Genomic DNA, 25,793 nt, shown 5'->3' with positions numbered 1-25,793 from the left:
GGCTTAGATGAAGAGTAGTAGCTATTATTATTTGTTCAAGAGAGCTAGCGGTTGGTGGAAGCTAGTACAAATAAATAGCGAATGGACTTCGGAGCCCTAATCCAGAAGTTAAGTATGGATTAGCGTTTGCCTACGTTACAAGGTGTTGAGAGGGTCTTTTAAGACCAATAAAGGTGGCACCACGGCTTTTTTTGCGAGCAGAGCATAGTGAAGGAGAGATTAAGAATGACAGTTGAGCTTAGCAGATTTGCCATCAAAGTATTACAGGGGGATATGATGACGCCTATATCGGTGTATCAATCTCTGACAGGAAAGCATAAGATGCTATTTGAATCTTCAGCCAAGCATGAAGAAAGTGGGCGTTATTCCTTTATCGCCGTAAACCCAATAGCAGAACTGATTGGGGATAAAAACGGTTACCAATATACTAAAGGAATGAAAATGGATACGTCTAACGATAATGTCTTACAAAAACTAAAAGAAGTAATGCCACTTCATGAAGCGGATTATCCTTTTGCTTTTTTTGGTGGCGCAATCGGCTTTTTTGGTTATGAAACCGCCTTTTATGCTGAAAAAATTGGTGAATATTTACATGATAATTTAGAAATGCCTGATGTCCATGTTTTTTTCTATGATACGTTTATCGTGTTTGATCATTTAAAGCAAGAGGTGACATTAGCAGCAATCGATTTATTTAATGAAGGGCGCACCCTTGATAAGATGGAAGCCGCTATTGCTGAAATTGAGCAACAGCTACATGCAGGAACGACATTTGGTGCAATGGAGCTAGGTACAATTGATTTTCAACCAATGATACCAAAGGAAGAGTTTATTGCGATTGTTGAACGCGCAAAACAGCATATTGTGAAAGGAGATATTTTCCAAATCGTGTTATCCCAACGTTTTTCTTCATCGTTTACAGGCAATCCATTTGCCTTATATCGGCAGTTAAGAACGTCGAATCCATCACCTTATATGTTTTATATGGATTTTGAGGCATACACAATTTTAGGAACTTCTCCAGAGAGTCTTGTAAAGGTCAAGAATCGCAAAGTTACAACAAATCCAATTGCTGGAACGAAACCACGTGGTACAACGCAACAGCAAGATGAAGCGATTGCTGAAAGCTTATTGACGGATGAAAAAGAAATCGCTGAGCATCGAATGTTAGTTGACTTAGGGCGTAATGATCTTGGAAGAATTTCCAAGATTGGCACCGTAAAGCTCGTGAAATATATGAACATTGAACGCTACAAACATGTCATGCATATTGTATCTGAAGTTATTGGTGAACTTCGTGATGAAGTCCATGTGTTAGACGTTCTTAGCGCATGTTTGCCAGCTGGTACAGTGTCGGGGGCCTCTAAGATTCGAGCAATGCAGCTAATTAATGAGCTAGAGCCAGTGAAGCGCGGCGTTTATGCTGGTGCAGTTGGGTATATTTCAGCTACAGGTGATATGGATTTAGCGTTGGCTATTCGTACGATGGTAATCAAAGATGGGTTTGCGCATGTGCAAGCAGGTGCAGGCGTTGTGTATGATTCAGTACCTTTGTCTGAATATGAAGAAACATTAAATAAAGCTCGTGCGCTACTGGAGGTTAAACAATGATTTTACTCATCGATAATTATGATTCATTCACATATAATTTATTTCAGCAAGTCAGTATGCTTGGTAAGGAAGTTCAAGTAGTAAGGAATGATGAAGTAACAATTGAAGAAATAATTGACATGCAACCAGAAGCAATTATTTTATCGCCAGGTCCAGGTACACCAAATGAGGCAGGAATCACAGTACAAGTTGTACAAGAACTATATACAAAATATCCGATTTTAGGGATTTGTTTAGGTCATCAGTCGATAGGGCAGGCATTTGGGGGAACAATTGAGCAAGCTAAAAATATAATGCATGGCAAGCTATCTGCTTTACAGTATGAGCAAACAGGCGTTTTTGCGCAATTCGAAGGTGACATGGAAGTGATGCGCTATCACTCGTTAATCATAGAGCCATCCACGTTGCATGAAGATTTTATTATAACTGCCACTTCGCGTGATGATGGAGAAATTATGGCTATTCAACATAAGCACTATCCACTTGTTGGATTGCAATTCCATCCAGAATCAATAGGCACTAAGACAGGTAGTGACATCGTGCAAGCCTTTTTATCACTCGTTTAGGTGCGTGCCAGGCACTCAAACAATTTCCAAACAATTTGATTTTCAATAGAAAAAATCCACTTGCCTCCTGCGACTTATGAAGTGCTACGCGGAGAGCGAAGTGGATTTTTGTCATTTACGATGTATTATTGCTTTTTCCCAGTTATTAATTTGGCAATTTCCTCTAATGACATGGAAGAATTAACTTCATAAGAGCCGATTTGTAAACTTCGAGCATATTTTGCGTTCGCAAGTAATAGCTCCATCTCTACACTATTTGTAATAATGCCCCCGTCTTCGAGCTTTTGCGCCACAATATAGGGCGTTATACCGCTATATATTTGAAGTGTCATTGTGACTTCATTATCAGCGTTCTTATCAGCTTTCGGGGTACTATCAGTACGCTTATCTTCTGCAGACGTGTCAGTTGCATTTTCTTGTTGCTTATTTTCATTCCCAGTTTCTTTCGTCGAGTTCGCTTTTAATGTTGAGATTTCTTTCGTTGCTTGCTCAAGTTTTTTTTGTAGTTCCTCTACATCCTTATCGTTTGAGGAGGCAACTGTCGGTAGACCAATATTCAGATCCAAGCGATCGGCTATAGAAAGCAATGCGCCGACTAGGAAAAGGGCGATACCAAATGCACGGATGGTGGATTTATTCATTATTATCTACCTCCGTTTGCAATCACTTGTCGCACTTGCTCTTCCGTTAAATTGGAGCGAATACTAATATCAGCAATGGAAAGTCCTTGCTTGTTGAGTTCGAGTACCTGACTGATAATGATTTCATGAATCGGCTTTAAGTTGCTTGGCATCGGCTCAGCTTTTTTTACTTGTGCAGCTTGTTGAACAGCCTGCATAACCTGTTGAACCTTTGGGTTTTGCGTCGGAGGATTTTTAGCTATGGATGATTTAACCTGAAATTCAGGTTCTAGTAATAGCTCTTCTTCTACAATTTTGAGACGTCGCTTTAAATTATTCGTTTCTTGAAAAATAGAAATGGACAATTCTTCGACATCTTGTTCGACTTTTTCGCACTATCTTTGAAAAAGAACGATAAAAAGATAAGAACGATACCGACAATCATAAGTATGATGGATAAATCCACTAGTTTCACCCCATTAAATTATGTAATTATAAGGTATTTTACCACATGCAAACTTAATATGAAATGAAGGTAGATTTTTTTTCAGTTTATGTTATAATAGGTTAGTCGTATAAATCATGCTCAAATTTAAATTCTTGATATAGAGTGGGAGGGTTAATAATGCGCGTAAATATTACTTTAGCTTGCACAGATTGCGGCGAACGTAACTACATTTCTAAAAAGAACAAGCGTAACAATCCAGAGCGTCTTGAACTTAAAAAATATTGCTCTCGCGAGAAGAAATACACTCTTCACCGTGAAACAAAGTAATCGCTCATTAAGCCAAAACCACACGTGGTTTTGGCTTTCTACATTTTAAAGGGAGGTGCGATGTCGTGGATAAAACATTGTTGCGAAACAAGGTGCGTGAAGCACTCTCAAATATGAGTGCAGCTACATATCGCGAACAATCATTTGCTATCGCAAGAAAAGTGCTACAGGAACCATATATAATAGAAGCAAATACGATTGGCATTACAATTTCTAATAAGCCAGAAGTGGACACAATTCATCTAATCGAAGCACTTTGGAAGCTTGGTAAAACAGTGGCAGTTCCAAAATGTAACGCAAAAACAAGAGAAATGTCATTTTATGCGATAGAATCGTTTGCCCAGTTAGAAACTGTTTATATGCATTTGCGTGAACCAATTCCGAAAATAAGTGAGTTTGTTGACGCAAATGAAATGGATATCATACTTGTTCCTGGCGTAGTTTTTGACACACAAGGCTATCGAATAGGCTACGGTGGTGGTTATTACGATCGCTATGTATTACACTATAAAAAAGGTAAACTAATGTCTGTGCTTTTTGATGAGCAACTATATGAACAGGTGCCTGTAGAGACGCACGACTACCCAGTAGATCTTATCATCACACCGACAAAACGCATTGATTGTGAAGCGCAACGAGGAGCGAAATAAAATGGATAAAATGCTAGATATTTATGATTTATTAAAAACATATGGCACTTATATTTATACACGTGATCCTATTGGCGATTTAATGTTAATGGAGGATGAAATTCGTGAGTTGTACAAGGCGAATGTACTCGACATTAAAGATTACCAAATGGCACTGTTGTTAATACGACAAGAAACGACAAGACTGCGTGTTGAGCAAAATAAGCAGTAATGTTTCAATAGCGAATAATTTGGGTACCGTAAAAATATCGTAATATGTATGTAAAATTCGTAAAAACAGTGGTTTACCACTGTTTTTATGTTTTTACGAAACTTTTTACATTTAAAAACGTATATATTAATGTTAAGCTATAATGAAGCCGAGGAGAAAGGCTGCCAAAAATATATCTGTTGATTATCTGTAAAAAATGGATTAAGATATATTTTGTTTCAGAAATCAAATTGTAAATTTTATTATTTTTTTGTAAGGAATAGGGAGGATGTTAGGAATGAAATTAACTAAGTGGCCTAAACATTCATTTATGATACTAGCAATCGTAGCAACTTGGATAAAAACGGTCATTGTGTACCACACAAGCTTTGAGTTGAAAATTGAAAATGCAATGCAACAATTTATTTTGTTTATTAATCCATTAAGTTTTTTACTGTTTGTTTATGGATTATCGTTATTCTTTAAAACACCTAAAATAAGAAATCGCTATATAATCACTATGAGTATCGTATTATCGATTGTTTTATACGGAAACGTTGCGTTCTATCGATTCTACAATGACTTTATTACATTGCCGGTATTATTCCAGACAAGTAACTTTAGTGATTTAGGAACTTCCGCTGCAGCTATTATTAATCCATGGGATCTTTTATATTTTGCAGATGTCTTTATTATTATTATCGCTAATAAGTACTTACCTAAAATGAAAGCAGCAGTAAAAGTAAACGTTGAATTCCGCCGTGCATTTTTCGTGTTAGCTATTGCGATGACATTTTTAAACTTAGGTTTAGCGGAAACAGAGCGTCCACAATTATTAACACGTAGCTTCGACCGCGAACTACTTGTTAAAAATATAGGTACGTATAACTATCATCTGTATGATATTTATATTCAGTCAAAATCATCTGCACAACGCGCATTAGCGGATGGCAGTGAATTAGTAGAAGTAAACAACTACATTCGTTCTAACCAAGCAGCGATTAACGAAGATATGTTTGGAAAATACAAAGATCGTAACTTAATTGTCGTGTCTCTCGAGTCATTACAAAACTTTGTGATTAATAATGATATGAATGGACACGAAATTACGCCATTCTTTAACTCTTTAACAAAAGATCCAGATACGTATTATTTCAGTAATTTCTATCACCAAACAGGGTTAGGGAAAACATCGGACTCTGAGTTTATTGTAGAAAACTCATTATTTGGTCTTGGCCGTGGTGCGGTCTTCTTCACACATGGTGGTAATACGTATAACTCAATGGCAGAGCGTCTTGGGGAAAATGGGTACTTTACAAACGTTATGCACCCGAACAATAAATCGTTCTGGAATCGTGATATAATGTACCAATCATTAAAAATTGATAAGTTCTATGATGTAGACTCATATAAAGTAGAAGAAGGCCAAGCTGTCAACTGGGGTATGAAAGATATTCCGTTTATGGAGCAGTCCGCTGCATTGATGAAAGACATGCCACAGCCATTCTACTCTCGTTTAATTACGTTAACAAACCACTATCCATTCACTTTAGATCCAGAAGACGTGATGATTCCTGAATACACATCAAACTCAGGAACGTTAAATCGCTACTTCCAAACAGTTCGTTACATGGATGAGGCGCTAAAAGACTTCTTCCAAGATCTAAAAGACCAAGGCGTTTATGATAATTCGATTATCGTTATGTATGGAGACCATTATGGAATTTCCGAAAACCATAATAAAGCAATGGCACAATATTTAGAAAAAGACGGCATTACACCGTATGATAATGCATTATTGCAAGAAGTACCTTTATTCATCCATATCCCTGGCGATGGTCAAGGGAAAGAGATGACAGAGGTATCTGGACAAATAGATTTACGACCAACTATTTTACATTTACTTGGCGTTGAAACGTCAAAAGATATGCAACTTGGTGCAGATTTATTCTCACCAGAGCACGAGGATTTCGTTATTTTCCGTGACGGCCGATTCATTACAGATAAATACGTTTATGCTGGTGAGGCTTGCTACGACAAAGCAACAGGGGAACAAATTGATGTAGCGCCTTGTCAACCTTATGCAGACCGAGCAACAACGGAATTAGAAAATTCGGATGCCATCATAAACGGGGACTTACTCCGATTCTATGATGAAAAAACAGGCAATTTAAAACAAAATGCAGTGAAGTAAATCAAAAAAGGCATACTAGAACTTCTAGTATGCCTTTTTTTGGTGCCAGTCACCCAAACAATTCAGGTAATTTTGAAAATTTAGCAATGCAATCGTTGCTAGTTATCCTTTATAGATGCGATAGGAACTGTTGTAAGTCCTTTTGTGTAACTTGCCCCTCCACTGTATATCTCAAAGTCCCCTCAGCATCAATAATAAAGGTAGTAGGGTAAGCCATGACTTCGAAAGCCTTCCCGAGTGCTCGATCATGATCTAAGAAAATAGGAAAACTTAAATTGTATAATTGTTGAAACTTGATTGCATTTTCACGACTATCATTTGAAGTTGCATTGATTGCGAGCAACTCAACATTATTTGGTTTTTGCTCATAAAAAGTATTTAAGTCCGGCGCTTCCTCATGACAGGGACCGCACCAAGAAGCCCAAAAATTAATAATTAGAATGTTCCCTTTATATTCTTCTAACGTTGTTGAGGATTCATCTAAGCGTGTTAAAGGGCTTTTAAAGTTAAGCATTTTTGCCCCTGTTTGTTTATCTACAATCAAATTAGGTTGGCTCTCTTTGTATATTTCATTTTTGACAGCAATACCAATGAGTGCTAGTACAACTACTAACGAGATGACCATTAATATCGTTTTACGTTTCATCATAAATCTCCTTTTAGTGCATATAGATATAGGCAAATTAAATAAATTATACCATCTTTATGAAATAATCCCTTATATGATAACGTAATTTATGAGAAAAAACCTCCTATTTTTTATAAGGGTTAGCATGATTCATGGATGAAAACATTCTACAGAAAAGAAAAAGAGCAGCCTCCTAATAGAGACTGCTCTTTTCTGTCTGGATTTTAGTGTAACGCTGGAGGATATCCACTATGAACGATTGTCATGATGACGAACCAACCGAATACCCCAGCACTTGCTAAGTTGAAAACAATGCTTAGTAAGTTTTTTTCTTTAATTGCTTGGAATGTACCAACGACAGCTAAAATCGCTACTAGACCAAAAATAACCATTAATAAGTTCATTAAAAAAGACACTCCTTTCGACATCAGAAAATGAATGTCGTAAACAATATTCCTCCTTAATTGTAAACGTTCTACCTGTTTTTGTCGAGGACTAATATAGAGTAAAGTATGAACTTTTATCGTCAAATTGTGGCAAAGAATGTATAATATGAAGTTGAGGTGATAAAGATGATGAACGTACGAAGCTATTCCCTTGGACCAATCCAAACGAATTGTTATATCGTATCGAATAAAGAGAAAGAATGCTTAATATTTGATCCAGGCGAAGAAGCGACAAAAATTATAAAGGTAATTCGCAGCAATGGATTAAAGCCATTGGCCATTTTTTTAACACATGCCCATTTTGATCATATTGGTGCAGTGGATGAAGTCAGAGAAGCTTTTAATATTCCTGTGTGGATTCATGAAAAAGAGGTTAGCTGGCTAGATGACCCGATGAAAAATGGTTCTGGTAAATATGCTTCTTTACCAGATTATAAGGTTGCTGCTCCTGCTAAAGAACATATTATTAAAAAAGAGCAACTTTTTGAAATAAGTAATTTTGTATTTAATGCCGTATTTACTCTTCCATACCACCTGGTAGTATTTCATATATTTTTGAACAAGATGGTTTTGCCATCGTTGGAGATACATTATTCGAACAAAGTATAGGGCGTACAGATTTACTTGGAGGATCAACAAAACTATTACTTGCATCCATTCATGACAAACTCCTATCATTGCCTGAAGATACCATTGTTTACCCTGGTCATGGGAATTACACAACCATTGGTACAGAAATGGAAACGAATCCTTTCTTAAATGGCTTTTAATGGCGTTTTAAACGGCATGTGATAGCGATAGGTAATAAAAAAAGCGTGTCTCAAGATTTTGAGACACGCGATTTTTTGTATTAATGACCGCCACCAGGTACGTGAATGAATGTTGTATAGTACGTGAAGCCAGCGAAGAATACAGTTAAATATGCTCCGAAAATGTACATGTACATACGTTCTGAAAGGTTCAAGAAGCCTAATAATAAGAATAAACCTGTATTACCTACGAATAATAGCGATACCTCGTTCATACCACCAAGGTAGAACATAACTGCAAAAATACCTGTCCAGAATGCCATAACTTTATACATATTATCCATGAAGATTTCCCCTCCTTTTGCCCACGACACAATAATCTCTTACTCATTATAAATGATATGAAAGGTGTCTGTAAACTGGAACTTCTGCTTCTTTGTGACAAACAAATGGATTTTACAAATTAGCTATCGATTTCTGTCACGTTAATTTCATATTTGCATAAATCGCAGTTATGTACCATGCTTTCGATTTGGATAAATTCATTACTAGAAAATAATGCATTTAATTGTCCTTTTAAGTAAGATTCGTGTAAAGTACAAACGATGTCCGAGTGGGTATTAAGCTGCTCTTGGAATGGGCAATTAAAAATGGAGAAAATAACTTTTTTCCCTTTTTCCGTTTGCTGTATTTGTGGAGTATAGCCAATTAATGCAGCATTGTCTGTTAATAGCTGAAGCTTTTGTTCGAAGGATAGCATGTTATTAAGTTTTAATTCAGCATTTACATAATTTCTCATTTGTTGATAGCCATCTTGATAACTAATTTCCTGACATTTAGTTAAAGCAGATGGTCCTAACTCTTGTACTAATTGGATCGTCCATTTTAATAAGCGCTCTTCATCACGTCTAGGGAATGTTAGTGAAACACCTTTTTCTGATGCCTTATAAACACGACCAGGTCGTCCACCTTTACCAGTTTTTGCGAAATCTGCTGTAATAATATTAATTTCTGAGAGCTTGGTTAAGTGAAGGCGTGCAACATTTGGATGAATGCTGAATTTATCAGCAATATTTTGTACTGTTACCGTTTTTTTCTCTTTTAAAATATACTCATAAATGGAGTACCTCGTTTCGTCGGCTAAAGTACTAGTAATTTTTAATGGATGGATCATTTACATCACCTCATTGTATTATTTGAAAAATTGCTGTTAATGAAAAGTTAGGAAAAAAATCATGCTGATTCTATTATATTGCATTATTGGAAAAGATACAGATTCTTTAGGCTTAAATATTATCTTTTTCATATGTTTTGTTCATAATTTGTGAAAATTTGTATGTTATCCACAATATTTTTAGAAAAATTTGCGTTTGCTAGTGAAATATCCATCAAATTTTTATTTTAGAAAAAGGGCTTTTCTCGTAACGTGTTCCTCTTTATACTAGGAAATAACGAATAGAGCGGTCATATTCGAATGAACTAGAAAGAAGGGGTAATTATGCAAACTTTTGAATCTGTTGTAGAACAAAAGAGTGAGCATCTTTTAGTGAAAGCCTATCATTTTGGTGCTTCGGATTTATTACTCATACCGCAAGAAAATCGGTATATAATCTATTTTCGAAAATGTGATAAGTTACTGACAGCAGGAGAGCTCCCCACTGAACTCGCCGAGCGCATCGTGTCCTATTATAAATTTTTAGCAGCATTAGATATTAGTGAGCGGCGTAAACCACAAAGCGGCTCTTTTCAGAAAATAGTGGAGCAAAATCGTTTTGCTTTACGCGTTTCCACACTTCCTTCTGCTTATTTAAAAGAAAGCCTTATTATACGGCTTCTTCTTCAAAACCACGCATTTCCACTTACATCCTTAAGCTATTCCAAATGTGCAGCTGATAAGTTAACCAAGCTAGTAGACAATCAACAAGGCATTTTATTGTTTTGCGGGGCAACAGGCACTGGTAAAACAACGTCTTTGTACTCTTTAATACACCATTGTTCTAGCGAGCTTCAACGCCATGTTATTTCATTAGAAGATCCTGTAGAAAATAAACAAGTCAATCTTCTTCAAATTCAAGTAAATGAACGAGCGGGCATTACTTATGCGGCGGGCTTAAAAGCGATTTTGCGGCATTCGCCAGACGTGATTATGATCGGTGAAATACGCGATCAAGAAACAGCTAAAATTGCTATCGAGGCAGCTCTTACAGGTCATTTAGTGTTGTCTACTATTCACGCGAAGGATTCAGTAAGTTGTCTCTATCGGCTTTTAGATTTAGGGGTGTCACCAGAAGAGCTTCGTCAAACAGTAATTGCTATTGTGGCACAAATGTTATTACACCTTCCGCAACAGCAAGAGGAAAGACGAGCATTATTTGAAATACTATGTGATAGCCACCTTGATCATGCCATTCAAGCTTTGATACAAAAATCGCATTATGCAATGCCTTATCGTCTAACGTTGGCTGGTCAAAAAGAAGAAATTATGAGGCAACAATATGCTGCAGCTCAGAGCGTTTATTGACAAACTACAACTGGATTATAAAAGAACAACAAAATGGCGACTAAAAGAACAAGCACAATTTATTAGGCGTTTAAGTGTCTTAATACAGGAAGGCTATTTGTTTGCTCAAGCGGTGTCGATGCTGCTGCCACACCATGTGAAAAACTATGAGGAGGTTCAACAATTTGTAGATGAAGCACTTAAACAAGGAAAAGGTGTAATTGGCGTATTTGACACTTTACAATTAGCCAAGCATTATTTGGTAGCCATTTCAATTGCTGAACATAATGGACATATGGTTGAAGCATTAGGTGGTGTGGCCAAGCAAATGACGTTGAGCCAAGAGACTAAGAAAAAATTAATGAAGTTACTTTTGTATCCAGTAGTATTGATTGTATTTTTACTGTTGTTGTTCCTGTTATTTCGTACGTTTTTCTTTCCTAATATTGAAGCAATGGTGACAAGTCGCAACGATTATGGAACAGAGGAACAGTCGTCTATTGCTGTATCTAAATTATTATTACATGTTCCAGACGTATTTATCGTAATTCTTTTTGTTTTGACTTTAGGTAGCATCATTTATCAGCGTATGCTAAAAAGGTTATCGGTTGCTAGACAGCTCCAAATAATGTTGAAAATACCTTTTGTGAATAGCTATTTTCGCTTAACCATGACAAAACAATTTGCTGCTTATTTGGGTAGCTTGCTGCACAGTGGTTTTTCCTTACAAGCAAGCTTGCAGATTTTAGAGCGACAACGGTACCAACCGAATGTACGCTTTTTAGCTAGTCGCATAAAGGAAAGGGTTACTTTTGGTGATACCTTAACACAGGCAGTTACTTTACTTCCAGTGTGGCAAAATGATTTCGCTACGTTTGTAGAGCATGGGGAGCAAAGCGGTTACTTAGGGAAGGAATTAGTATTGTATAGTGAATTATTGTTAGAAAAACAAGAACTCCTGTTGCAAAGATTGCTTGCATTTGTACAACCAACGTTTTTTGTTTTTATTGCTTTATGTATTGTTGCGGCCTATATCAGTTTATTGTTACCGATTTATCACATGATTGAACTTATATAGGAGGACCTATCATGAAACATATACAACAAGAAGCAGGATTTACTTTAATTGAAATGTTAATTGTTCTGTTGATTATTTCCATTTTAATACTTATTACAATTCCTAATGTTACAAAACATTTTGCGACGATTGATGAAAAAGGATGTGCTGCATATATCTCGATGGTGCAAGGACAAGTCGAGGCTTATCGGATAGATTTTATGGAGTATCCTTCATTAGACGATTTGGTGGCAAAGGGATATTTAAAAGAGCAGGGAACGACTTGCCCAAATAAGGAAAAAATCGTGATTACCACTAAAGGAGAAGTGCAATTAGCAAAACAATCCTCTACAGCAGAGGTTGATGGACAATGAATCACATTAAAAATGAACGAGGCTATACGCTACTTGAAATGGTCATGGTGTTATTTATAGTAATGTCATTAACTGCCATTGTAACAAAATTATCAGTGAAAGTAGCTGAAGCAAAAGAAGTGGAACGTTTTTTTATGCAAATGCAATTAGACCTTCACTATTTGCAAACGTATAGTATGCACCACAAGGATTATATATTTATAAAATTTGAGCCACACTTACAACGTTACAGTATTAAAAAAGATTTTTTTACAACAGAATATACTCGCCCCTTTCCAAAAGGGGTAGAACTATTGACAGAGGGGACAAACGTTTATACAGTGCGCTTTAACTTTATCGGTAATATGATGACGCCAGGGACACTTTATTTTCATACACCTCAAGGGCTTAAAAAAGTAGTCATAACGCTAGGGCGAGGGAGAATGAGGGTCGAATGAATGAAATGGGCTACTCCTTTGTTGAAACAATTGTTTCTGTTGTTATTGTAATGCTGTTATGCTCGACGTTAATTCCGATTAGCTACACAATGAAAACAACCCTCTATCATCAAAAGCTTGAAGTTGCCGCTGCCGAAACGGCTTATGAAGGGTTAAAGCAATATCGTTATTTTCAGCAAGTCGCAGGAGTAAAAACGATTGACGATGTAGATTATCATTGGCTATTTGATGGACAGAAAATATGTGTCACATTTCAAAATACAAGAGAACTACGTCAAAAGTGTATTGAATTAGCAGGTGAAATTCGATGAACAACAAAGGATATACTTTATTGGAAGCGCTGATTCAAATGGTCGTCTTTGTGCTCGTTTGCCATGTTTTCATCTTGATTATGCTGTGGGCTCTTACAATAAAAACTTCTATCATGACGGATGAACATGCAAAATGGGAGTTATTTGTTTTCGAAATGACTACGAATTTGGCCAATGCTACTTCCTTATCCGTAAGGCAAAATCAAAGAACGATCATGCTTCAAACAGCCAATACATGGCAGTATTTTGACTGCTATCACAATATGATTCGACAAAGAGTGAATGGTGGTCATGTCCCGATGCTTGTGGGTATAAACAATTGCCAGTTTCAATTGAGTGGCAATGAACTGACAATCGCTGTCGAATTTCCAAGCGGTTTAAAGAAGGAGCGGACCTATTTTGTACCAATTATTGAAAAATGACAGAGGGGCTGTTTTTTTAATCGCAATTGCATTATTATTTTTTGTAACTACTTTTGTTCTTACGTATTGCATGTCTTATGAGATTCAGTTTCGAACATATGATGGGTTAGAAAAGATGAATGTTCGAGCTACGATAAATTTATTAGGACAAATTTTGTCAGACAGTGTAGAATCGTAGTAAGAAGGTGATTCGAATGCGAAAAATATATTTAGTGGGCTTTATGGGCTGCGGGAAGAGTGCGTTAGGTAGACGGTTAAGCTATTTATTAAAATTACCCTACTATGATATGGATCATGAAATTGTCAGACAGCAGGGAATGACGATTCCACAAATTTTTGAGAAGTATGGAGAGGCTCGTTTTCGCGAAATAGAAACGGAATTTTTGAAAAATTTCCGCGACGAGGCATGTATTATCTCTACAGGTGGCGGTGTGGCTATAAATGGGGAAAACCGTAAAATTATGAGACGCAGTGGACTTGTATTCTTTTTAGATGCGACATTCGAAGATATTTATAAACGAATACAGCATGATCCAAATCGACCAATAGTACAAAGCTCAACCAAGGAAGAGTTAGAGGAGCTGTATCATTACAGAAGAAAGTTTTATCGCGATGCAGGCCATATTCAAGTGCTGACAGAAGGTAGAACGATTCGGCATATTCTAGAGTATTTAGTATTTCAAGTAAAAAGATTAAAAAGCGAACGATGATTGATTTATATGACTGTAATATTCGTCTTTTGAGTTAAATTAAAAAATGTTTGCCTTTTCAATGCAATCAATGTTAGGATATAGACTAATAAGATAACTTTTTGTACATTGAATACTAAATAGTACCAAGATCATTCTTGGGCGGATGATTGTACGGGGAGAGCGCGTGTAGACGCCACCGAAGGAGCAAGTAGCAAAGGGCTATGAATCTCTCAGGTAAAAGGACTCGTACAAGACGCAACTCTGGAGAGAGCTGTAATACAACAGCCACCAAAGGGGAAAGCCTACTGATTGGCATTTTCGCAATGCGAGTTAGATTGGTGTAACTTTCAGGTGCAAGGACAGAGAATCCCGAAAAGGGGTTCGTCTGTCTTTTTTTATGTCTAGACATTGTTACGGCGTATGCGCTTGAAATGTCAAAAAAGCAGACGAACTACTACCAGTAAAATGATACAAACAATAAGGAGGCAATAGTAATGACGAATGAATTAAAACGTACACCTCTATTTGACGAATACGCAAAGTATGGTGGTAAAACAATTGACTTCGGTGGATGGGAATTGCCAGTACAATTTACTTCTATTAAAGAAGAACATGATGCAGTGCGTAATCGTGCAGGCTTATTTGATGTGTCTCATATGGGCGAAATTTTAGTAACGGGTCCAGATGCACTAGCGTTTTTACAAAATCTTTTGTCCAATGACATCGCTAAAATTGCTACTGGTCAGGCGCAATACAATGCAATGTGCTATGAAGATGGTGGCGTTGTCGATGATTTATTAACTTACAAACTTGCAGATAATCATTATTTACTATGTGTCAACGCAGCCAATATTGAAAAAGATTTTGATTGGATGTTGGAAAATCAACATCAGTATGATGTCACAATCGACAATCAATCGGAAGCTTTTGCACAAATCGCTTTACAAGGACCACTTGCAGAAGAGCTTCTTCAATCATTAACGGCTACGGATTTAAGTGCGATTAAATATTTCCGCTTCCAAGAGGATGTTGACATTGCAGGACATAAAGCGTTAGTATCTCGCAGTGGTTACACGGGTGAAGATGGTTTTGAGTTATACGGTGCTCCAGCGGATATTAAAGCTCTTTGGGATATTATTTTAGAGGCAGGAAAAGACAAAGGCGTTGTGCCAGCAGGCTTAGGTTGCCGTGATACATTGCGCTTTGAAGCGGGTCTGCCACTTTATGGGCAGGAACTTTCTGCTACAATTTCACCACTTGAAGCGGGCATTGGCTTTGCTGTGAAATTGAATAAAGATGACTTCATTGGGCATGATGCGTTAGTAGCTCAAAAAGAGAATGGTTTAGCGCGTAAAATTGTCGGCATTGAAATGATTGATAAAGGGATTCCACGTCATGGTTACAAAGTGTTCAAGGATGGTCAAGAAATCGGTGAAGTGACAACAGGTACGCAGTTGCCTTCTTCAAAACGTAATGTTGGTAACGCCTTAATTGACAGCCAATTCGCAACTATCGGAACAGAATTGGAAATCGAAATTCGTGGTAAGCACTTAAAGGTAGTAACAGTTGAAACACCGTTTTACAAGCGTTCAAAATAAAATTTGAAAAGAGGGACCTACATTTATGAAACATCGTTATTTACCAATGACGGAGCAAGACAAACAAGACATGTTAGACGTAGTTGGTGTATCGTCAGTCGATGAGTTATTCGAGGATATTCCTGAAAAAGTACGTTTCAAAGGCCTTTATGATATTAAAGAAGCAAAATCAGAATCAGCACTTTTAAAAGAGTTATCAGCACTCGCTGCAAAAAATAAAGATACAAATGCGAACGTATCATTTTTAGGTGCAGGTGTCTACAATCACTATAAACCGATTATCGTGGACCATGTCATTTCTCGTTCAGAATTTTATACAGCTTATACTCCGTACCAACCTGAAATTTCACAAGGGGAATTACAAGCTATTTTTGAATTCCAAACAATGATTGCGGAGCTTACAGGCATGGATCTTGCCAACTCTTCTATGTATGACGGCGGAACAGCACTGGCAGAAGCAGGGATGCTAGCAGCAGGTCATACACGTCGTAAGAAAATTTTAGTATCTGAAACGGTTCACCCTGAATATCGTGATGTCGTTGCTACATATGCATACGGTCAATCAATCGACATCGTCACAATTCCTCATAAAGATGGTGTCACAGATGTAGAAGCTTTAAAAGAGCTGATTGATGAAAATACAGCGGCTGTTATTGCACAATATCCAAACTTCTTCGGTCAAGTAGAAGATTTACAAGTTATCGGAGATATTGCACATGATGCGAAAAGTTTATTTGTTGTATCATCTAACCCACTTGCACTAGGAATTTTAACACCACCAGGTAAGCTTGGTGCCGATATTTGCGTTGGCGATGCACAAGTATTTGGTATTGCGGAAAGCTTCGGCGGTCCACACTGTGGATTCTTCGCTGTCACAACAAAATTAATGCGTAAAGTGCCTGGTCGTCTTGTTGGGGAAACAGTAGATGGTGAAGGTCGTCGTGGTTATGTGTTAACACTACAAGCGCGTGAGCAGCATATTCGTCGCGACAAAGCAACATCGAATATTTGTTCAAACCAAGCGCTGTTAGCTCTAGCAGCATCTGTTGCTATGACTGCTTTAGGCAAGCAAGGCGTACGCGAAATGGCCATGCAAAATATTGCGAAAACACGCTACGCAAAAAATGCTTTTGAAGCGGCAGGCTTTACAGTGGCATTCCAAGGTGCACACTTTAACGAAATCGTTGTAAAAACAAATAAATGCGTGAAAGAAATCAACAAAGGCTTACTTGAAAAAGGCATTATCGGCGGTTATCCATTGGGTCAAACATACGATTCACTGAAGCAACATGTACTAATCGCTGTCACAGAATTACGCACGAAGGAAGAAATTGATGCACTTGTTGCAGAAATGGGGGCTCTCAATGCATAACGAAAATCAATCACTCATTTTTGAAATTACAAAAGAAGGTCGCGTAGGGTATAGCTTAGAAGCGTTAGATGTACCAGAAATCGATCTTGCGGATTTACTTCCTGCAAACTGTATTCGTGAAGAAGCGGCGGAGTTACCAGAAGTTTCTGAGCTTGATATTATGCGTCATTATACAGCACTATCTCGTCGTAACCACGGTGTAGACTCTGGTTTCTATCCACTTGGTTCATGTACGATGAAGTACAATCCGAAAATCAATGAGTCAGTGGCACGTCTATCTGGCTTTGCTAATGTACACCCATTACAAGATGAATCTACTGTTCAAGGTGCAATGGAACTTCTTTATGAACTGCAAACGTCTTTAGTCGAAATTACAGGGATGGATGAAGTCACATTACAACCAGCGGCAGGTGCGCATGGTGAATGGACAGCATTAATGATGATTCGTGCTTTCCATGAAGCAAATGGCGAAGGACATCGTAATAAAGTCATCGTTCCTGACTCTGCACACGGTACAAATCCAGCATCAGCAACAGTTGCAGGCTTTGAAACAATTACAGTTAAATCTGATGAAAACGGCTTAGTCGATATCGAGGATTTACGTAAAGTAGTAGGGACAGACACAGCAGCATTAATGTTAACAAACCCAAATACACTAGGTTTATTTGAAGAAAATATTATCGAAATGGCAGAGCTTATTCATGAAGTTGGCGGGAAAGTATACTACGATGGCGCTAACTTAAATGCCGTAATGAGTAAAGCACGTCCTGGCGATATGGGCTTTGACTGTGTACACTTAAACTTACACAAAACATTTACAGGTCCACACGGTGGCGGTGGTCCAGGTTCAGGTCCAGTAGGCGTAAAGGCTGATTTAATCCCATTCCTACCAAAACCAGTACTTGTCAGAACAGAAGATGGCGCATACCACTTCGATTATGAGCGTCCACAATCTATCGGTCGCGTAAAACCTTACTATGGCAACTTCGGCATTAACGTACGTGCTTATACGTATATTCGTACGATGGGTCCTGATGGCTTAAAAGCTGTTACAGAATATGCTGTACTCAATGCAAACTATATGATGCGTCGCCTAGAGCCATTCTACGACCTACCATATAACCGTCATTGCAAGCATGAATTTGTATTATCTGGTCGTCGTCAAAAGAAACTAGGCGTTCGTACATTAGATATCGCAAAACGTCTGTTAGACTTCGGCTACCATCCACCAACAACGTACTTCCCACTCAATGTGGAAGAAGCGTTAATGATTGAGCCTACAGAAACAGAATCAAAAGAAACATTAGATGCTTTCTGCGACATTATGATTCAAATCGCCAAAGAAGCAGAAGAAAACCCATCGATCGTACAAGAAGCACCACATACAACAGTCGTATCTCGCCTAGACGAAACACGCGCTGCCCGTACACCAGTGCTTCGTTATCAAAAAGCATAAAAACAAAAACTGCTCGACTAGTATTGTAACTGGTCGGGCAGTTTTTTAGTGTAAAAGCGCGAATTGCTGGAAATCATAAGAATGACAATATCCTTCCTATTATTTCGTTTCGTAAAATAGAAAACATAGCAGACATTTTCAATAAACACTGATATTATAGTTAGTTAATATAGTAATAAAATTGAATAAATACATTTAATTGTAATTAACTCTTGTCTTTTTATTAAAAAATATAGTAAAGGATGGGCGGAAATAATGAATGCTATTCATTCGGAGTGTTGTTTATCAGTTCATACAACACTAAAAGATACATATATAATAAAAGAAATTCTATCCACAAGTAAATTGTCTATTGTATATCTTACCGAACATGTGCAAACGGGCGAGCATCAGGTGATAAAGGAATTTTTCCCCAGTGAAATAGCTTTACGGGATTTAGATAATAAGACAATTATTTATCGCTCGCCATCTAAAAAACAACAGTTTGAGGAACTGAAGGACAATTTTATTCATGAAGCACAGATATTGGAACAAGTAAATCATAAAAATATTGTAGAATATGTGACACACTTTGAGGAGAATAATTCAGTCTATATTGTGATGACACTTCATAAAGGGACGCCAATGGATAAATATTTATTAGATTATCAATTAAATACTAGGGTTCAATTATTTGATACAATATTTCTTCCAATAATAGATGCACTTTGTTATTTACACAACAAAGGAATTATTCATCGAGATATAAAACCTAATAACATTATTATTGATAAGGAAGGCAGTCCTCGTTTACTCGACTTTGGCTCGGCAATTTACTATGAAACAACTATTAATCCTACTATATATACAACTGCAGGATATTCACCAATCGAGCAGTACTCAAATCAATCTGAACAAGGAATCTATACAGATATTTTTAGCCTAGCTGCTACTATATACTATTCAATGACAAATATTGTGCCACTAGATATTTCGCAAAGAGTGAATGATGACCAGCTGGTGAATATAAGGAACTATAATAAAAATGTGAGTATAGTAATGGCGAAAATCATTAAGTGGTGCCTAATAGTAGAGCCCCAAAAACGGTGCTCCTCACTGAAATGGGTGGAAATGGCTATATTAATTGAGAAATTTAAACAAAAAATGCAAAATTACTTAGCGCGATATAATAATAAATAGCCACATGGGTATCAATTTTAATCCTTATTAATCATTTTTTATTTACATAATTATAAATATAAAACAGCTTTTGGAATTTCTATAATGGATCCATAGGCTGTTTTTTTATTGATATATCAGCGTTTTTTTGCAATTTACTACGTTTAGATTGTGCTTTTTTTCTTTTGGTTAAAAATTACTAATAACAGTACATTAATAGAAAAAAGTACCAATGCAAATATTGACAATAAAATAAGATATTGTATAGTTACTTTGTGATACAAATTGTTATTAGTGAAGGGTTCATTTAACGGAATTTTAGTGAAGCCATTTTACTCATCAGTGAAGTAGACAGTACATATTTTAAACATCAGGTACTATAGATTATCTATACCATATACGAATTTAAACTATGCTTGATGATGCATTAAAAATCTAAAATAAAAGGGATTCTAACGCCTAATTATTTACATAAAATAACTAAAAAGTTTTAAATAGGAATTTTTAAAGATTTTTAATGACTTCACTAATGACTATGCTTATTTAATCCATTATTAAGGGAGGGATGGCTGTACATTACAGCCGAAAAAATGGAGATTATTAATCAAACAAACAGAACGATGCTCTTTGAGGAAATTAATCCGGAAAAGTTAGATTTAATTACACTTGTTGGGGATGTTAAAGGAATTGATAGTCTAAGCGATGAGAAAATCAAAGAAATAAATCAATATCTACTTGTAAAAAGCTTCGATGAATTTTTAGATAAATTCTCTCCAACAGTTTATTCATTCTACAATGCTGCCAATCAAAAAGTAATGTATACGCTAAAAAAACCTGAAGGCATTCAAGACGATTGCATTTCTGAAATCGCAATTGATCAGAATAATGATTTTTTGAAAATGCTTTTCACCCTTATTGATACGAAACGAAGCCAAGGAATTACGAATGTAGATTTTAAATTTGAAAATCTATTAGACATGATTTCTCCTAAAAAAGTAATGGATGATATACGCCAAGTAAGAAAAGAAATTCATTACTTGTATGGTGAATATGACAAATTAGACGATGGTGATCCGAAGAAGCTAGATACTGGAGATAAGTTAAATCTTATGTTTGAGGTTGCCAGCAGAAACTATAACAATGTTATGGCCATATTGCCATTAGCAATTGAAGATATAAAAACGAGACTTTTACTAGGTGCTAATCAGGAGGAAAATGAGTCCGAAAAGTTACAAATTGGAACACTTACTATTGGGGACACAGGTGAATTAAAAATTATTGAAGCACCTCAAACGAATTCATCAGAGCTGATGGTTATTGAAGAAAACAGTAATTATGGTTTAAGTACTGTTTTCGAAGAAGACTATGAAGCAATCACAGAATCTCCATCTTCTTATGTAAAAGATTTAGTCGTAAGAACATTTTCCCCTTTACCATCAGTGAAAGCGGATTTTGATGTTGAAACAGAAGTACAAAATTACAATACATACCTAGAATTCTATAAGGATGCTAAGGATGAATTTGTAAAGACAGTAAAGCCATTAGTTGAAAAGCTACTCGGAGTAAAAATGTACTTTGACCAATATGCAACTAAAAATAAAGGGATGCAACCTTCGCTATTAGTTACAAATACAAAACTAGATATGCTTGTTAAAAGTAATAATTTGCCAAGATTGCGTACGTATTTAAATACTGTCAACTCGAAAAATGATTTTACAGATACAGTATGGTATGGAATCGTCCCATCACTTGAACTTGAAGCTTCTGGAAAGATGAAAGTGACTAGATCTCGATTTAAAGGAAATGAAAAAGTTGCAAAGCAGGAAGGCAACACGATGGAATCTTTATCTAGTCTTCTGGATACAGTTAAAGATTATAAAGTCCAAATATTCTTTAATTTTATGGCTGAAGAAGAGACAACGTTTAATGGTATCGCTACGGCAGGTATTGACCGTTTAATCGATAAATGTTCGGTGCTCGTTCGCAAAGATTATAGTGAATTTGCAATCCCTTGCTTGCCAAACTTTACTATAATTCCGAAAGATAAGTCTGGGGTTGTCATTGATACAAGAATGCAGACAACGGAGAATGGTGCGCGACTATCAAAAGAAAAAGAAGATATTTTAAAACTATGGATCGAGGGTGTATATGTAGGCGCAAGCTATGTAGCAGCAGGGATTGTATCCGCTTATCAATGTCCAGAGTATTTAAAAGAATCATTTAGAAATGTGAAGAGAAATTATCCGGGGGTTCGTTTTGACATTGAAGCAGGTGACAACTCATTACGTGCTGTGACTACGATGGCAAAAGAAATTTCTGGATTTACAAATAATATTAAAGATGCGATTAATAGCAGAAGCTTTGGATTTGTATTCTCATCTGAAAATGCACAATTACAGGATAAAGATATTAAACGTATTACAGTATATAAAGCTAGAAGCTTAGCGATGGAAGAAGATGGATTCGACTCAATCTACAAAACTCAAGTTAGTACGTATATTGAAAGAATTCTAAGATTCCAATCAGGTGACTTTAAGCATGAGAATATCGTTCGCTTCTTTAGTAATAATCCAAGTAGTCAAAAAAGTAAGTGGCTAAATGATAAAGGCCATGTAAACTCGATCATTCATGATGGAGATGATATTGGCTACATCATTGATGAGAAAACAAGCTTATGTCAAATCGACCTTGTATTTAACGGTAATGTTAAAAATCTTGAAGTCACGATTACTAAAGGGACAAGTGCTGTTAAAGCATAAAACCGAACATGAAGAAACTACGGACATCGATTGTTTAAATCGTATGTTTAAGATTTGTTATTTAAGCAAATCTTTTAACATAAATATGAATTTACTCAAATGACGGGCTTGATAAAATCCTTACATATTTCTCGTTACGTTTTTGCAAAACGATACGAGAAATGAAGTCAGCAAGAAATATGGTCAATTTTATCAAGCACGATTTAAAGAGTGAATTCAACAACTATTAGGAGGGAATAAGAATGGGTTTTGTATTAAAAGTAGAAGGTTCAGAGGCAATTGAATTAGGATTAGAGAGCATTATGACGGTCGAGTATGAAACAGATACACCGAATGACTCTAACGCTCGCTCAACAGATGTGGGTGCAACTTTAAAAGTAAAGGGTAAAATCCTAACAGCAACAGATGGTGATAATTCAGATGATACGATGAAATTAGGATTATGGTCATTAGTACCTGCTGAAAAGTCGGACTGTTACCGTAAAGTAACACTTGAAGTTATCTCAGCTGATCAAGTTGTACGAAAAATTCACTTCCCAAATGCGTTTGTTGTTGACTATACAGAAAGATATGGCGACACAGAAGGTATTGGTGAATTCTTCTTATTCATTAAGCAGAAGAAAGATAAAACAGATTTAGCGAAAATCGAAGGCGGCTATGCTGTTTAATGTAGAAGTTTGATAGAACACACTATTATCTAAGGGACTATATAGTTCCTTAGATAATTTTGAATAATCCTAATACAGGGGATGAAAAATAGTGAAAAATCATTATGAAACTTTAGGTGTCAGCAGACAAGCCACCCAAGAGCAAATTAAGCTTGCATACAGAAAATTATCTAAAAAGCATCATCCTGACGTAAGTGGAGGCAATAAAGAGTCCGAAAAAATTTTTTTAGAAGTACAAGAAGCTTACAAAGTATTGAAAGATACGTCTACTAGAGAGGCCTACGATGCTCGCCTGAATGGGACGACAAAAAACAGTGATCATAGTTATGAACATTCGACAAAAACAAAAGCTCAAACAACTACCCATCAACAAGCATTTAATATGAATGATATTGAGAAAAATTTCGAACATTTTTTTGGATTTAATCCAAAAACGAAAGAAACATCATCCACACTGCATAAAACAGCAAAGAAGAACCCTTTAGATACAACTGATTTATTCGAACGTTTTTTTAATAAATAAAACAAGTTTGCGAGGAGGAGAATGCTATCGTGAATAATATGAAAAATACTGTAGAAGTAAACACGTACAATGCAAATAGACAAATGATGATAAAAATTATCGATATTATCATCGTAATCATCGCCTTCTTTTTTATTTTATATGTATTTGTGATGAATCAGGACTTTCTGTTGAAAATTATTATTGGGTCGATGCTGGCAATAATTATCATTGCTTATGGATTAATTAAATACGAAGCAAAAGAGACAATGTATGAATATACAGATACAAATATTCAGAAAATTGTATTGCTCAATGAACGTGGGGCAGAAGTAGAAGAATGGTTGTTAAATGATAAAACCTCCATGTTGATTGGCAAAAGCTCTAGTGAACAAGAGGTAGATATTGATTTAACTGGCACGGAATATGAATCGCTTATCAATTATGAACATGCTGTTTTAAATTGTGTATCTGGTATGTGGTACATAGAAGACATAGACTCTGTAAATGGTGTCGGTATAAAAAAAGCACACAAACGTGTAAAAAGTAGTTTAAAACAGGAAAATCCTTATCGCTTAAATAGTGGCGATATTATATACATAGCAAATACACGAATTTTAGCAAAATAAAAAGTTGCTAGATTTGTTGCCAAGATGAAGATGGAGGTTAATGATATGAGTTTGATTAGATGTACAAATGGTCACATGTTTAGTTCAAGAAGACATAGAAATGTTTGTCCTTATTGTAATGTAACGGTTGAACAGGAGCCTAGAACTACTACAGCAACAGCGGTGGCAGAAGTAGATGATAAAACGATGCCCTATCTTGGAGAAATGGACGGGATTGACCCTGTAACAGGATGGTTAGTTTGTATTGAAGGGCCACCAATGGGACGTGACTATCGAATTTTGTCTGAGAAAAATTTCATTGGTAGAGCAGAAGATATGCATATACGAATAATCGGTGATAATAGCATTTCCAAACGTAATCATGCAGTTATAGTATACGATCCTAAAAAAGAAATTTCTATCTTCTTCCAGGAGATGCATCTGGCTTGGCTTATTTAAATAATGAAGCAGTTTATACACCAACAGAGTTAGTATACGATGTTATTCAATTAGGAAGAAGTATGTTTTTATTTATTCCCCTATGTGGTGTTCACTTCGAATGGGAAAACAACCAAAGCGAGGAATGATGAGACATGGATCAGACACTACTATCTTACATAATTGTACTTAGTTTCATTGTCGTCATCATGGCTTTGCTCATCCTACGCAAGATTCTTATGCGTAAAGGAGAGCTCGGCAAGATAGAAATAGGAAATGGTCAAACTATTGGCAGACGAGCCGAACAAGATGATTATTTCTCTACAGTTGAAACAAAAGTTGGCACGATGGCAGTTCTTGCAGACGGCATTAGCGGATTAGCCAATGGCAGAATGGCAAGTACAATCGCAGTTACCACATTTATCCAAGAGTTTATGAAGCAAAAAAGTATAGCAAATATACAATCTTATTTTAAGGAAACGGCCTTAACAAGTAATCGCATGATTGTAGAAAATTTAAATGGTTCTAATGGGGGAACCACTTTAGTAGCTGCAGTAATTGATAAGGAAGGTTTCCTACATTGGGGAGCTGTTGGAGATAGTGTTATTACGCTATTTCGAAATGGAGAATTTATAGCAATTAATCAAAAACATATTTTTGAATCTGTATTAAAAGAACGTTATATTTCAGGAGAAATTTCTCAACTAGAAGTTCAAGAAAACCCACTTAAAAAGAGACTTATTAATTATCTAGGATATGAGGGATTTAAAAATTTAGATACTGGAAATAAACCGATTCAGCTAAAAAGAGGGGATAAGGTCTGTCTATTTAGCGATGGCGTCTACGATACCTTAACAGAAGTAGAAATGGAAAGAATCCTTTCTCAGCACGCTCCTCCTTATGATATTGCTCAAAATATAATCAAAGCTGTCGAACAAAAACGCTTAAAAAATCAAGACAATGCAACCATTGTGATATTAGAGAAGACATGGGCTTAATGATTGTTAAGATG

At 36.3% G+C, this 25,793-nt stretch carries 29 protein-coding genes, 2 pseudogenes, 1 riboswitch and 1 other annotated feature (1 of these 33 cut by a window edge); of the genes and pseudogenes, 25 read left to right on the top strand and 6 right to left on the bottom strand.

Features of this window, described 5'->3' with window-relative positions:
* Window positions 1-192 (top strand) — a binding site (T-box leader); it begins 5 nt to the left of the window's first position.
* Window positions 193-225: 33 nt separating this feature from the next.
* On the top strand, window positions 226-1,611 hold the full coding sequence (gene trpE / locus LO754_RS15045; protein ID WP_231784705.1) for an anthranilate synthase component I: 1,386 nt from the start codon (window positions 226-228) through the stop codon (window positions 1,609-1,611).
* Window positions 1,608-2,177 carry an anthranilate synthase component II gene (locus LO754_RS15040; RefSeq protein ID WP_108029767.1) on the top strand — a complete coding sequence of 190 codons (570 nt, stop codon included), beginning with the start codon at window positions 1,608-1,610 and terminating at the stop codon, window positions 2,175-2,177. The genes trpE and LO754_RS15040 overlap by 4 nt, the downstream gene beginning before the upstream one ends.
* 125 nt (window positions 2,178-2,302) lie before the next feature.
* On the opposite strand, the gene LO754_RS15035 is transcribed toward LO754_RS15040, so the two are convergent.
* Together LO754_RS15035 and LO754_RS15030 are read right to left on the bottom strand one after the other, a co-directional pair.
* Entirely contained in the window at window positions 2,303-2,818 is a 516-nt protein-coding gene (locus tag LO754_RS15035) for a hypothetical protein (protein WP_231784704.1), read from the bottom strand.
* Window positions 2,819-2,820: 2 nt separating this feature from the next.
* The gene (locus LO754_RS15030; protein WP_231784703.1) at window positions 2,821-3,162 is read right to left on the bottom strand and encodes a hypothetical protein; all 342 of its coding nucleotides are present in this window, start codon (window positions 3,160-3,162) and stop codon (window positions 2,821-2,823) included.
* Between the two features lie 260 nt (window positions 3,163-3,422).
* Between LO754_RS15030 and rpmG the strand changes: the two genes are divergently transcribed.
* From rpmG to LO754_RS15010, 4 genes are all read left to right on the top strand, one after another.
* The gene (gene rpmG, locus LO754_RS15025; RefSeq protein WP_008408521.1) at window positions 3,423-3,572 is read left to right on the top strand and encodes a 50S ribosomal protein L33; all 150 of its coding nucleotides are present in this window, start codon (window positions 3,423-3,425) and stop codon (window positions 3,570-3,572) included.
* A 65-nt stretch (window positions 3,573-3,637) separates the two neighbouring features.
* Window positions 3,638-4,222: a 5-formyltetrahydrofolate cyclo-ligase gene (locus tag LO754_RS15020; protein ID WP_231784702.1), complete on the top strand. Its 585-nt coding sequence runs from the start codon at window positions 3,638-3,640 to the stop codon at window positions 4,220-4,222.
* A 1-nt stretch (window position 4,223) separates the two neighbouring features.
* Complete coding sequence (locus LO754_RS15015) at window positions 4,224-4,433, top strand: YqgQ family protein (RefSeq protein WP_024361277.1); 210 nt, start codon at window positions 4,224-4,226, stop codon at window positions 4,431-4,433.
* Between the two features lie 277 nt (window positions 4,434-4,710).
* Window positions 4,711-6,606 carry an LTA synthase family protein gene (locus LO754_RS15010; RefSeq protein WP_024361276.1) on the top strand — a complete coding sequence of 632 codons (1,896 nt, stop codon included), beginning with the start codon at window positions 4,711-4,713 and terminating at the stop codon, window positions 6,604-6,606.
* A 109-nt stretch (window positions 6,607-6,715) separates the two neighbouring features.
* Here the strand turns inward: LO754_RS15010 and LO754_RS15005 are convergent, their stop codons facing one another.
* Entirely contained in the window at window positions 6,716-7,255 is a 540-nt protein-coding gene (locus tag LO754_RS15005) for a TlpA family protein disulfide reductase (RefSeq protein WP_105928901.1), read from the bottom strand.
* 203 nt (window positions 7,256-7,458) lie between these two features.
* Window positions 7,459-7,638, bottom strand: coding sequence for a DUF2759 domain-containing protein (locus LO754_RS15000; RefSeq protein WP_024361274.1), 180 nt, complete (start codon window positions 7,636-7,638; stop codon window positions 7,459-7,461).
* Between the two features lie 168 nt (window positions 7,639-7,806).
* On the opposite strand from LO754_RS15000, the pseudogene LO754_RS14995 reads away from it, so the two are divergent.
* Window positions 7,807-8,450: pseudogene (locus tag LO754_RS14995) on the top strand (MBL fold metallo-hydrolase).
* 80 nt (window positions 8,451-8,530) lie between these two features.
* Here the strand turns inward: LO754_RS14995 and LO754_RS14990 are convergent.
* Both LO754_RS14990 and LO754_RS14985 read right to left on the bottom strand, forming a co-directional pair.
* Window positions 8,531-8,773 carry a DUF2626 family protein gene (locus LO754_RS14990; protein ID WP_024361272.1) on the bottom strand — a complete coding sequence of 81 codons (243 nt, stop codon included), beginning with the start codon at window positions 8,771-8,773 and terminating at the stop codon, window positions 8,531-8,533.
* 119 nt (window positions 8,774-8,892) lie between these two features.
* Entirely contained in the window at window positions 8,893-9,603 is a 711-nt protein-coding gene (locus tag LO754_RS14985) for a helix-turn-helix transcriptional regulator (protein WP_025219980.1), read from the bottom strand.
* Window positions 9,604-9,927: 324 nt separating this feature from the next.
* Between LO754_RS14985 and comGA the strand changes: the two genes are divergently transcribed.
* The 18 genes and pseudogenes from comGA (at window position 9,928) to LO754_RS14895 (ending at window position 25,779) form a co-directional block, all read left to right on the top strand.
* A complete protein-coding gene (gene comGA / locus LO754_RS14980) occupies window positions 9,928-10,950 on the top strand; it encodes a competence type IV pilus ATPase ComGA (protein WP_231784701.1) in 1,023 nt (340 codons plus the stop codon).
* Window positions 10,925-12,007: a competence type IV pilus assembly protein ComGB gene (gene comGB / locus LO754_RS14975; protein ID WP_231784700.1), complete on the top strand. Its 1,083-nt coding sequence runs from the start codon at window positions 10,925-10,927 to the stop codon at window positions 12,005-12,007. Before comGA ends, comGB begins: the two co-directional genes overlap by 26 nt.
* Window positions 12,008-12,018: 11 nt before the next feature.
* Window positions 12,019-12,360, top strand: coding sequence for a competence type IV pilus major pilin ComGC (gene comGC, locus LO754_RS14970; protein WP_024361268.1), 342 nt, complete (start codon window positions 12,019-12,021; stop codon window positions 12,358-12,360).
* Window positions 12,357-12,797, top strand: a complete 441-nt coding sequence (gene comGD / locus LO754_RS14965) for a competence type IV pilus minor pilin ComGD (protein ID WP_024361267.1) — start codon at window positions 12,357-12,359, stop codon at window positions 12,795-12,797. Before comGC ends, comGD begins: the two co-directional genes overlap by 4 nt.
* Window positions 12,794-13,108 carry a type II secretion system protein gene (locus tag LO754_RS14960; protein WP_025219979.1) on the top strand — a complete coding sequence of 105 codons (315 nt, stop codon included), beginning with the start codon at window positions 12,794-12,796 and terminating at the stop codon, window positions 13,106-13,108. The genes comGD and LO754_RS14960 overlap by 4 nt, the downstream gene beginning before the upstream one ends.
* Window positions 13,105-13,530 (top strand): competence type IV pilus minor pilin ComGF, encoded by a 426-nt coding sequence (comGF, locus tag LO754_RS14955; protein WP_231784699.1) that lies wholly within the window; start codon window positions 13,105-13,107, stop codon window positions 13,528-13,530. Before LO754_RS14960 ends, comGF begins: the two co-directional genes overlap by 4 nt.
* Window positions 13,508-13,708 carry a hypothetical protein gene (locus LO754_RS14950; protein ID WP_024361264.1) on the top strand — a complete coding sequence of 67 codons (201 nt, stop codon included), beginning with the start codon at window positions 13,508-13,510 and terminating at the stop codon, window positions 13,706-13,708. Before comGF ends, LO754_RS14950 begins: the two co-directional genes overlap by 23 nt.
* 16 nt (window positions 13,709-13,724) lie before the next feature.
* A complete protein-coding gene (locus LO754_RS14945) occupies window positions 13,725-14,240 on the top strand; it encodes a shikimate kinase (protein ID WP_024361263.1) in 516 nt (171 codons plus the stop codon).
* A 145-nt stretch (window positions 14,241-14,385) separates the two neighbouring features.
* Window positions 14,386-14,478: riboswitch (glycine riboswitch) on the top strand.
* Window positions 14,479-14,716: 238 nt separating this feature from the next.
* Window positions 14,717-15,820, top strand: coding sequence for a glycine cleavage system aminomethyltransferase GcvT (gene gcvT, locus LO754_RS14940; RefSeq protein WP_231784698.1), 1,104 nt, complete (start codon window positions 14,717-14,719; stop codon window positions 15,818-15,820).
* Between the two features lie 25 nt (window positions 15,821-15,845).
* Window positions 15,846-17,192, top strand: coding sequence for an aminomethyl-transferring glycine dehydrogenase subunit GcvPA (gene gcvPA, locus LO754_RS14935; RefSeq protein ID WP_024361261.1), 1,347 nt, complete (start codon window positions 15,846-15,848; stop codon window positions 17,190-17,192).
* Window positions 17,185-18,648: an aminomethyl-transferring glycine dehydrogenase subunit GcvPB gene (gcvPB, locus tag LO754_RS14930; RefSeq protein WP_231784697.1), complete on the top strand. Its 1,464-nt coding sequence runs from the start codon at window positions 17,185-17,187 to the stop codon at window positions 18,646-18,648. Before gcvPA ends, gcvPB begins: the two co-directional genes overlap by 8 nt.
* 255 nt (window positions 18,649-18,903) lie before the next feature.
* A complete protein-coding gene (locus LO754_RS14925; protein ID WP_231784696.1) occupies window positions 18,904-19,827 on the top strand; it encodes a serine/threonine-protein kinase in 924 nt (307 codons plus the stop codon).
* 569 nt (window positions 19,828-20,396) lie between these two features.
* Window positions 20,397-22,565, top strand: a complete 2,169-nt coding sequence (locus LO754_RS14920) for a transcriptional regulator (RefSeq protein WP_231784695.1) — start codon at window positions 20,397-20,399, stop codon at window positions 22,563-22,565.
* 242 nt (window positions 22,566-22,807) lie between these two features.
* On the top strand, window positions 22,808-23,233 hold the full coding sequence (locus LO754_RS14915; RefSeq protein ID WP_024361257.1) for a hypothetical protein: 426 nt from the start codon (window positions 22,808-22,810) through the stop codon (window positions 23,231-23,233).
* A 91-nt stretch (window positions 23,234-23,324) separates the two neighbouring features.
* Window positions 23,325-23,756 carry a DnaJ domain-containing protein gene (locus LO754_RS14910; protein ID WP_231784694.1) on the top strand — a complete coding sequence of 144 codons (432 nt, stop codon included), beginning with the start codon at window positions 23,325-23,327 and terminating at the stop codon, window positions 23,754-23,756.
* Window positions 23,757-23,794: 38 nt separating this feature from the next.
* Window positions 23,795-24,364 (top strand): FHA domain-containing protein, encoded by a 570-nt coding sequence (locus tag LO754_RS14905; RefSeq protein WP_051147702.1) that lies wholly within the window; start codon window positions 23,795-23,797, stop codon window positions 24,362-24,364.
* Window positions 24,365-24,409: 45 nt separating this feature from the next.
* Window positions 24,410-24,930, top strand: a pseudogene (locus LO754_RS14900) (FHA domain-containing protein).
* Between the two features lie 6 nt (window positions 24,931-24,936).
* A complete protein-coding gene (locus LO754_RS14895; protein WP_024361253.1) occupies window positions 24,937-25,779 on the top strand; it encodes a PP2C family protein-serine/threonine phosphatase in 843 nt (280 codons plus the stop codon).
* The last annotated feature ends 14 nt before the right edge of the window (window positions 25,780-25,793 follow it).

It is taken from the genome of Lysinibacillus sp. GJ-1 (assembly GCF_021166035.1).
GTDB lineage: Bacteria > Bacillota > Bacilli > Bacillales_A > Planococcaceae > Lysinibacillus > Lysinibacillus sphaericus.
The sequence above is the reverse complement of the archived record's forward strand: the minus strand, read 5'-3'. Positions and strand labels throughout refer to the sequence as shown.

Bases quoted from the DNA above. Each gene is read 5' to 3' on its own strand.
- comGF (WP_231784699.1), top strand. From the start codon at position 13,105: ATGAACAACAAAGGATATACTTTATTGGAAGCGCTGATTCAAATGGTC.
- LO754_RS14925 (WP_231784696.1), top strand. From the start codon at position 18,904: ATGAATGCTATTCATTCGGAGTGTTGTTTATCAGTTCATACAACACTA.
- LO754_RS15035 (WP_231784704.1), bottom strand. From the start codon at position 2,818: ATGAATAAATCCACCATCCGTGCATTTGGTATCGCCCTTTTCCTAGTC.
- trpE (WP_231784705.1), top strand. From the start codon at position 226: ATGACAGTTGAGCTTAGCAGATTTGCCATCAAAGTATTACAGGGGGAT.
- comGB (WP_231784700.1), top strand. From the start codon at position 10,925: ATGCTGCAGCTCAGAGCGTTTATTGACAAACTACAACTGGATTATAAA.
- gcvPB (WP_231784697.1), top strand. From the start codon at position 17,185: ATGCATAACGAAAATCAATCACTCATTTTTGAAATTACAAAAGAAGGT.
- LO754_RS15005 (WP_105928901.1), bottom strand. From the start codon at position 7,255: ATGATGAAACGTAAAACGATATTAATGGTCATCTCGTTAGTAGTTGTA.
- LO754_RS14960 (WP_025219979.1), top strand. From the start codon at position 12,794: ATGAATGAAATGGGCTACTCCTTTGTTGAAACAATTGTTTCTGTTGTT.
- LO754_RS14920 (WP_231784695.1), top strand. From the start codon at position 20,397: ATGGAGATTATTAATCAAACAAACAGAACGATGCTCTTTGAGGAAATT.
- LO754_RS15010 (WP_024361276.1), top strand. From the start codon at position 4,711: ATGAAATTAACTAAGTGGCCTAAACATTCATTTATGATACTAGCAATC.
- LO754_RS14985 (WP_025219980.1), bottom strand. From the start codon at position 9,603: ATGATCCATCCATTAAAAATTACTAGTACTTTAGCCGACGAAACGAGG.
- comGD (WP_024361267.1), top strand. From the start codon at position 12,357: ATGAATCACATTAAAAATGAACGAGGCTATACGCTACTTGAAATGGTC.
- LO754_RS14990 (WP_024361272.1), bottom strand. From the start codon at position 8,773: ATGGATAATATGTATAAAGTTATGGCATTCTGGACAGGTATTTTTGCA.
- LO754_RS14905 (WP_051147702.1), top strand. From the start codon at position 23,795: ATGAAAAATACTGTAGAAGTAAACACGTACAATGCAAATAGACAAATG.
- LO754_RS14945 (WP_024361263.1), top strand. From the start codon at position 13,725: ATGCGAAAAATATATTTAGTGGGCTTTATGGGCTGCGGGAAGAGTGCG.
- gcvPA (WP_024361261.1), top strand. From the start codon at position 15,846: ATGAAACATCGTTATTTACCAATGACGGAGCAAGACAAACAAGACATG.
- LO754_RS14915 (WP_024361257.1), top strand. From the start codon at position 22,808: ATGGGTTTTGTATTAAAAGTAGAAGGTTCAGAGGCAATTGAATTAGGA.
- gcvT (WP_231784698.1), top strand. From the start codon at position 14,717: ATGACGAATGAATTAAAACGTACACCTCTATTTGACGAATACGCAAAG.
- LO754_RS15000 (WP_024361274.1), bottom strand. From the start codon at position 7,638: ATGAACTTATTAATGGTTATTTTTGGTCTAGTAGCGATTTTAGCTGTC.
- LO754_RS15040 (WP_108029767.1), top strand. From the start codon at position 1,608: ATGATTTTACTCATCGATAATTATGATTCATTCACATATAATTTATTT.
- comGC (WP_024361268.1), top strand. From the start codon at position 12,019: ATGAAACATATACAACAAGAAGCAGGATTTACTTTAATTGAAATGTTA.
- comGA (WP_231784701.1), top strand. From the start codon at position 9,928: ATGCAAACTTTTGAATCTGTTGTAGAACAAAAGAGTGAGCATCTTTTA.
- LO754_RS14895 (WP_024361253.1), top strand. From the start codon at position 24,937: ATGGATCAGACACTACTATCTTACATAATTGTACTTAGTTTCATTGTC.
- rpmG (WP_008408521.1), top strand. From the start codon at position 3,423: ATGCGCGTAAATATTACTTTAGCTTGCACAGATTGCGGCGAACGTAAC.
- LO754_RS15015 (WP_024361277.1), top strand. From the start codon at position 4,224: ATGGATAAAATGCTAGATATTTATGATTTATTAAAAACATATGGCACT.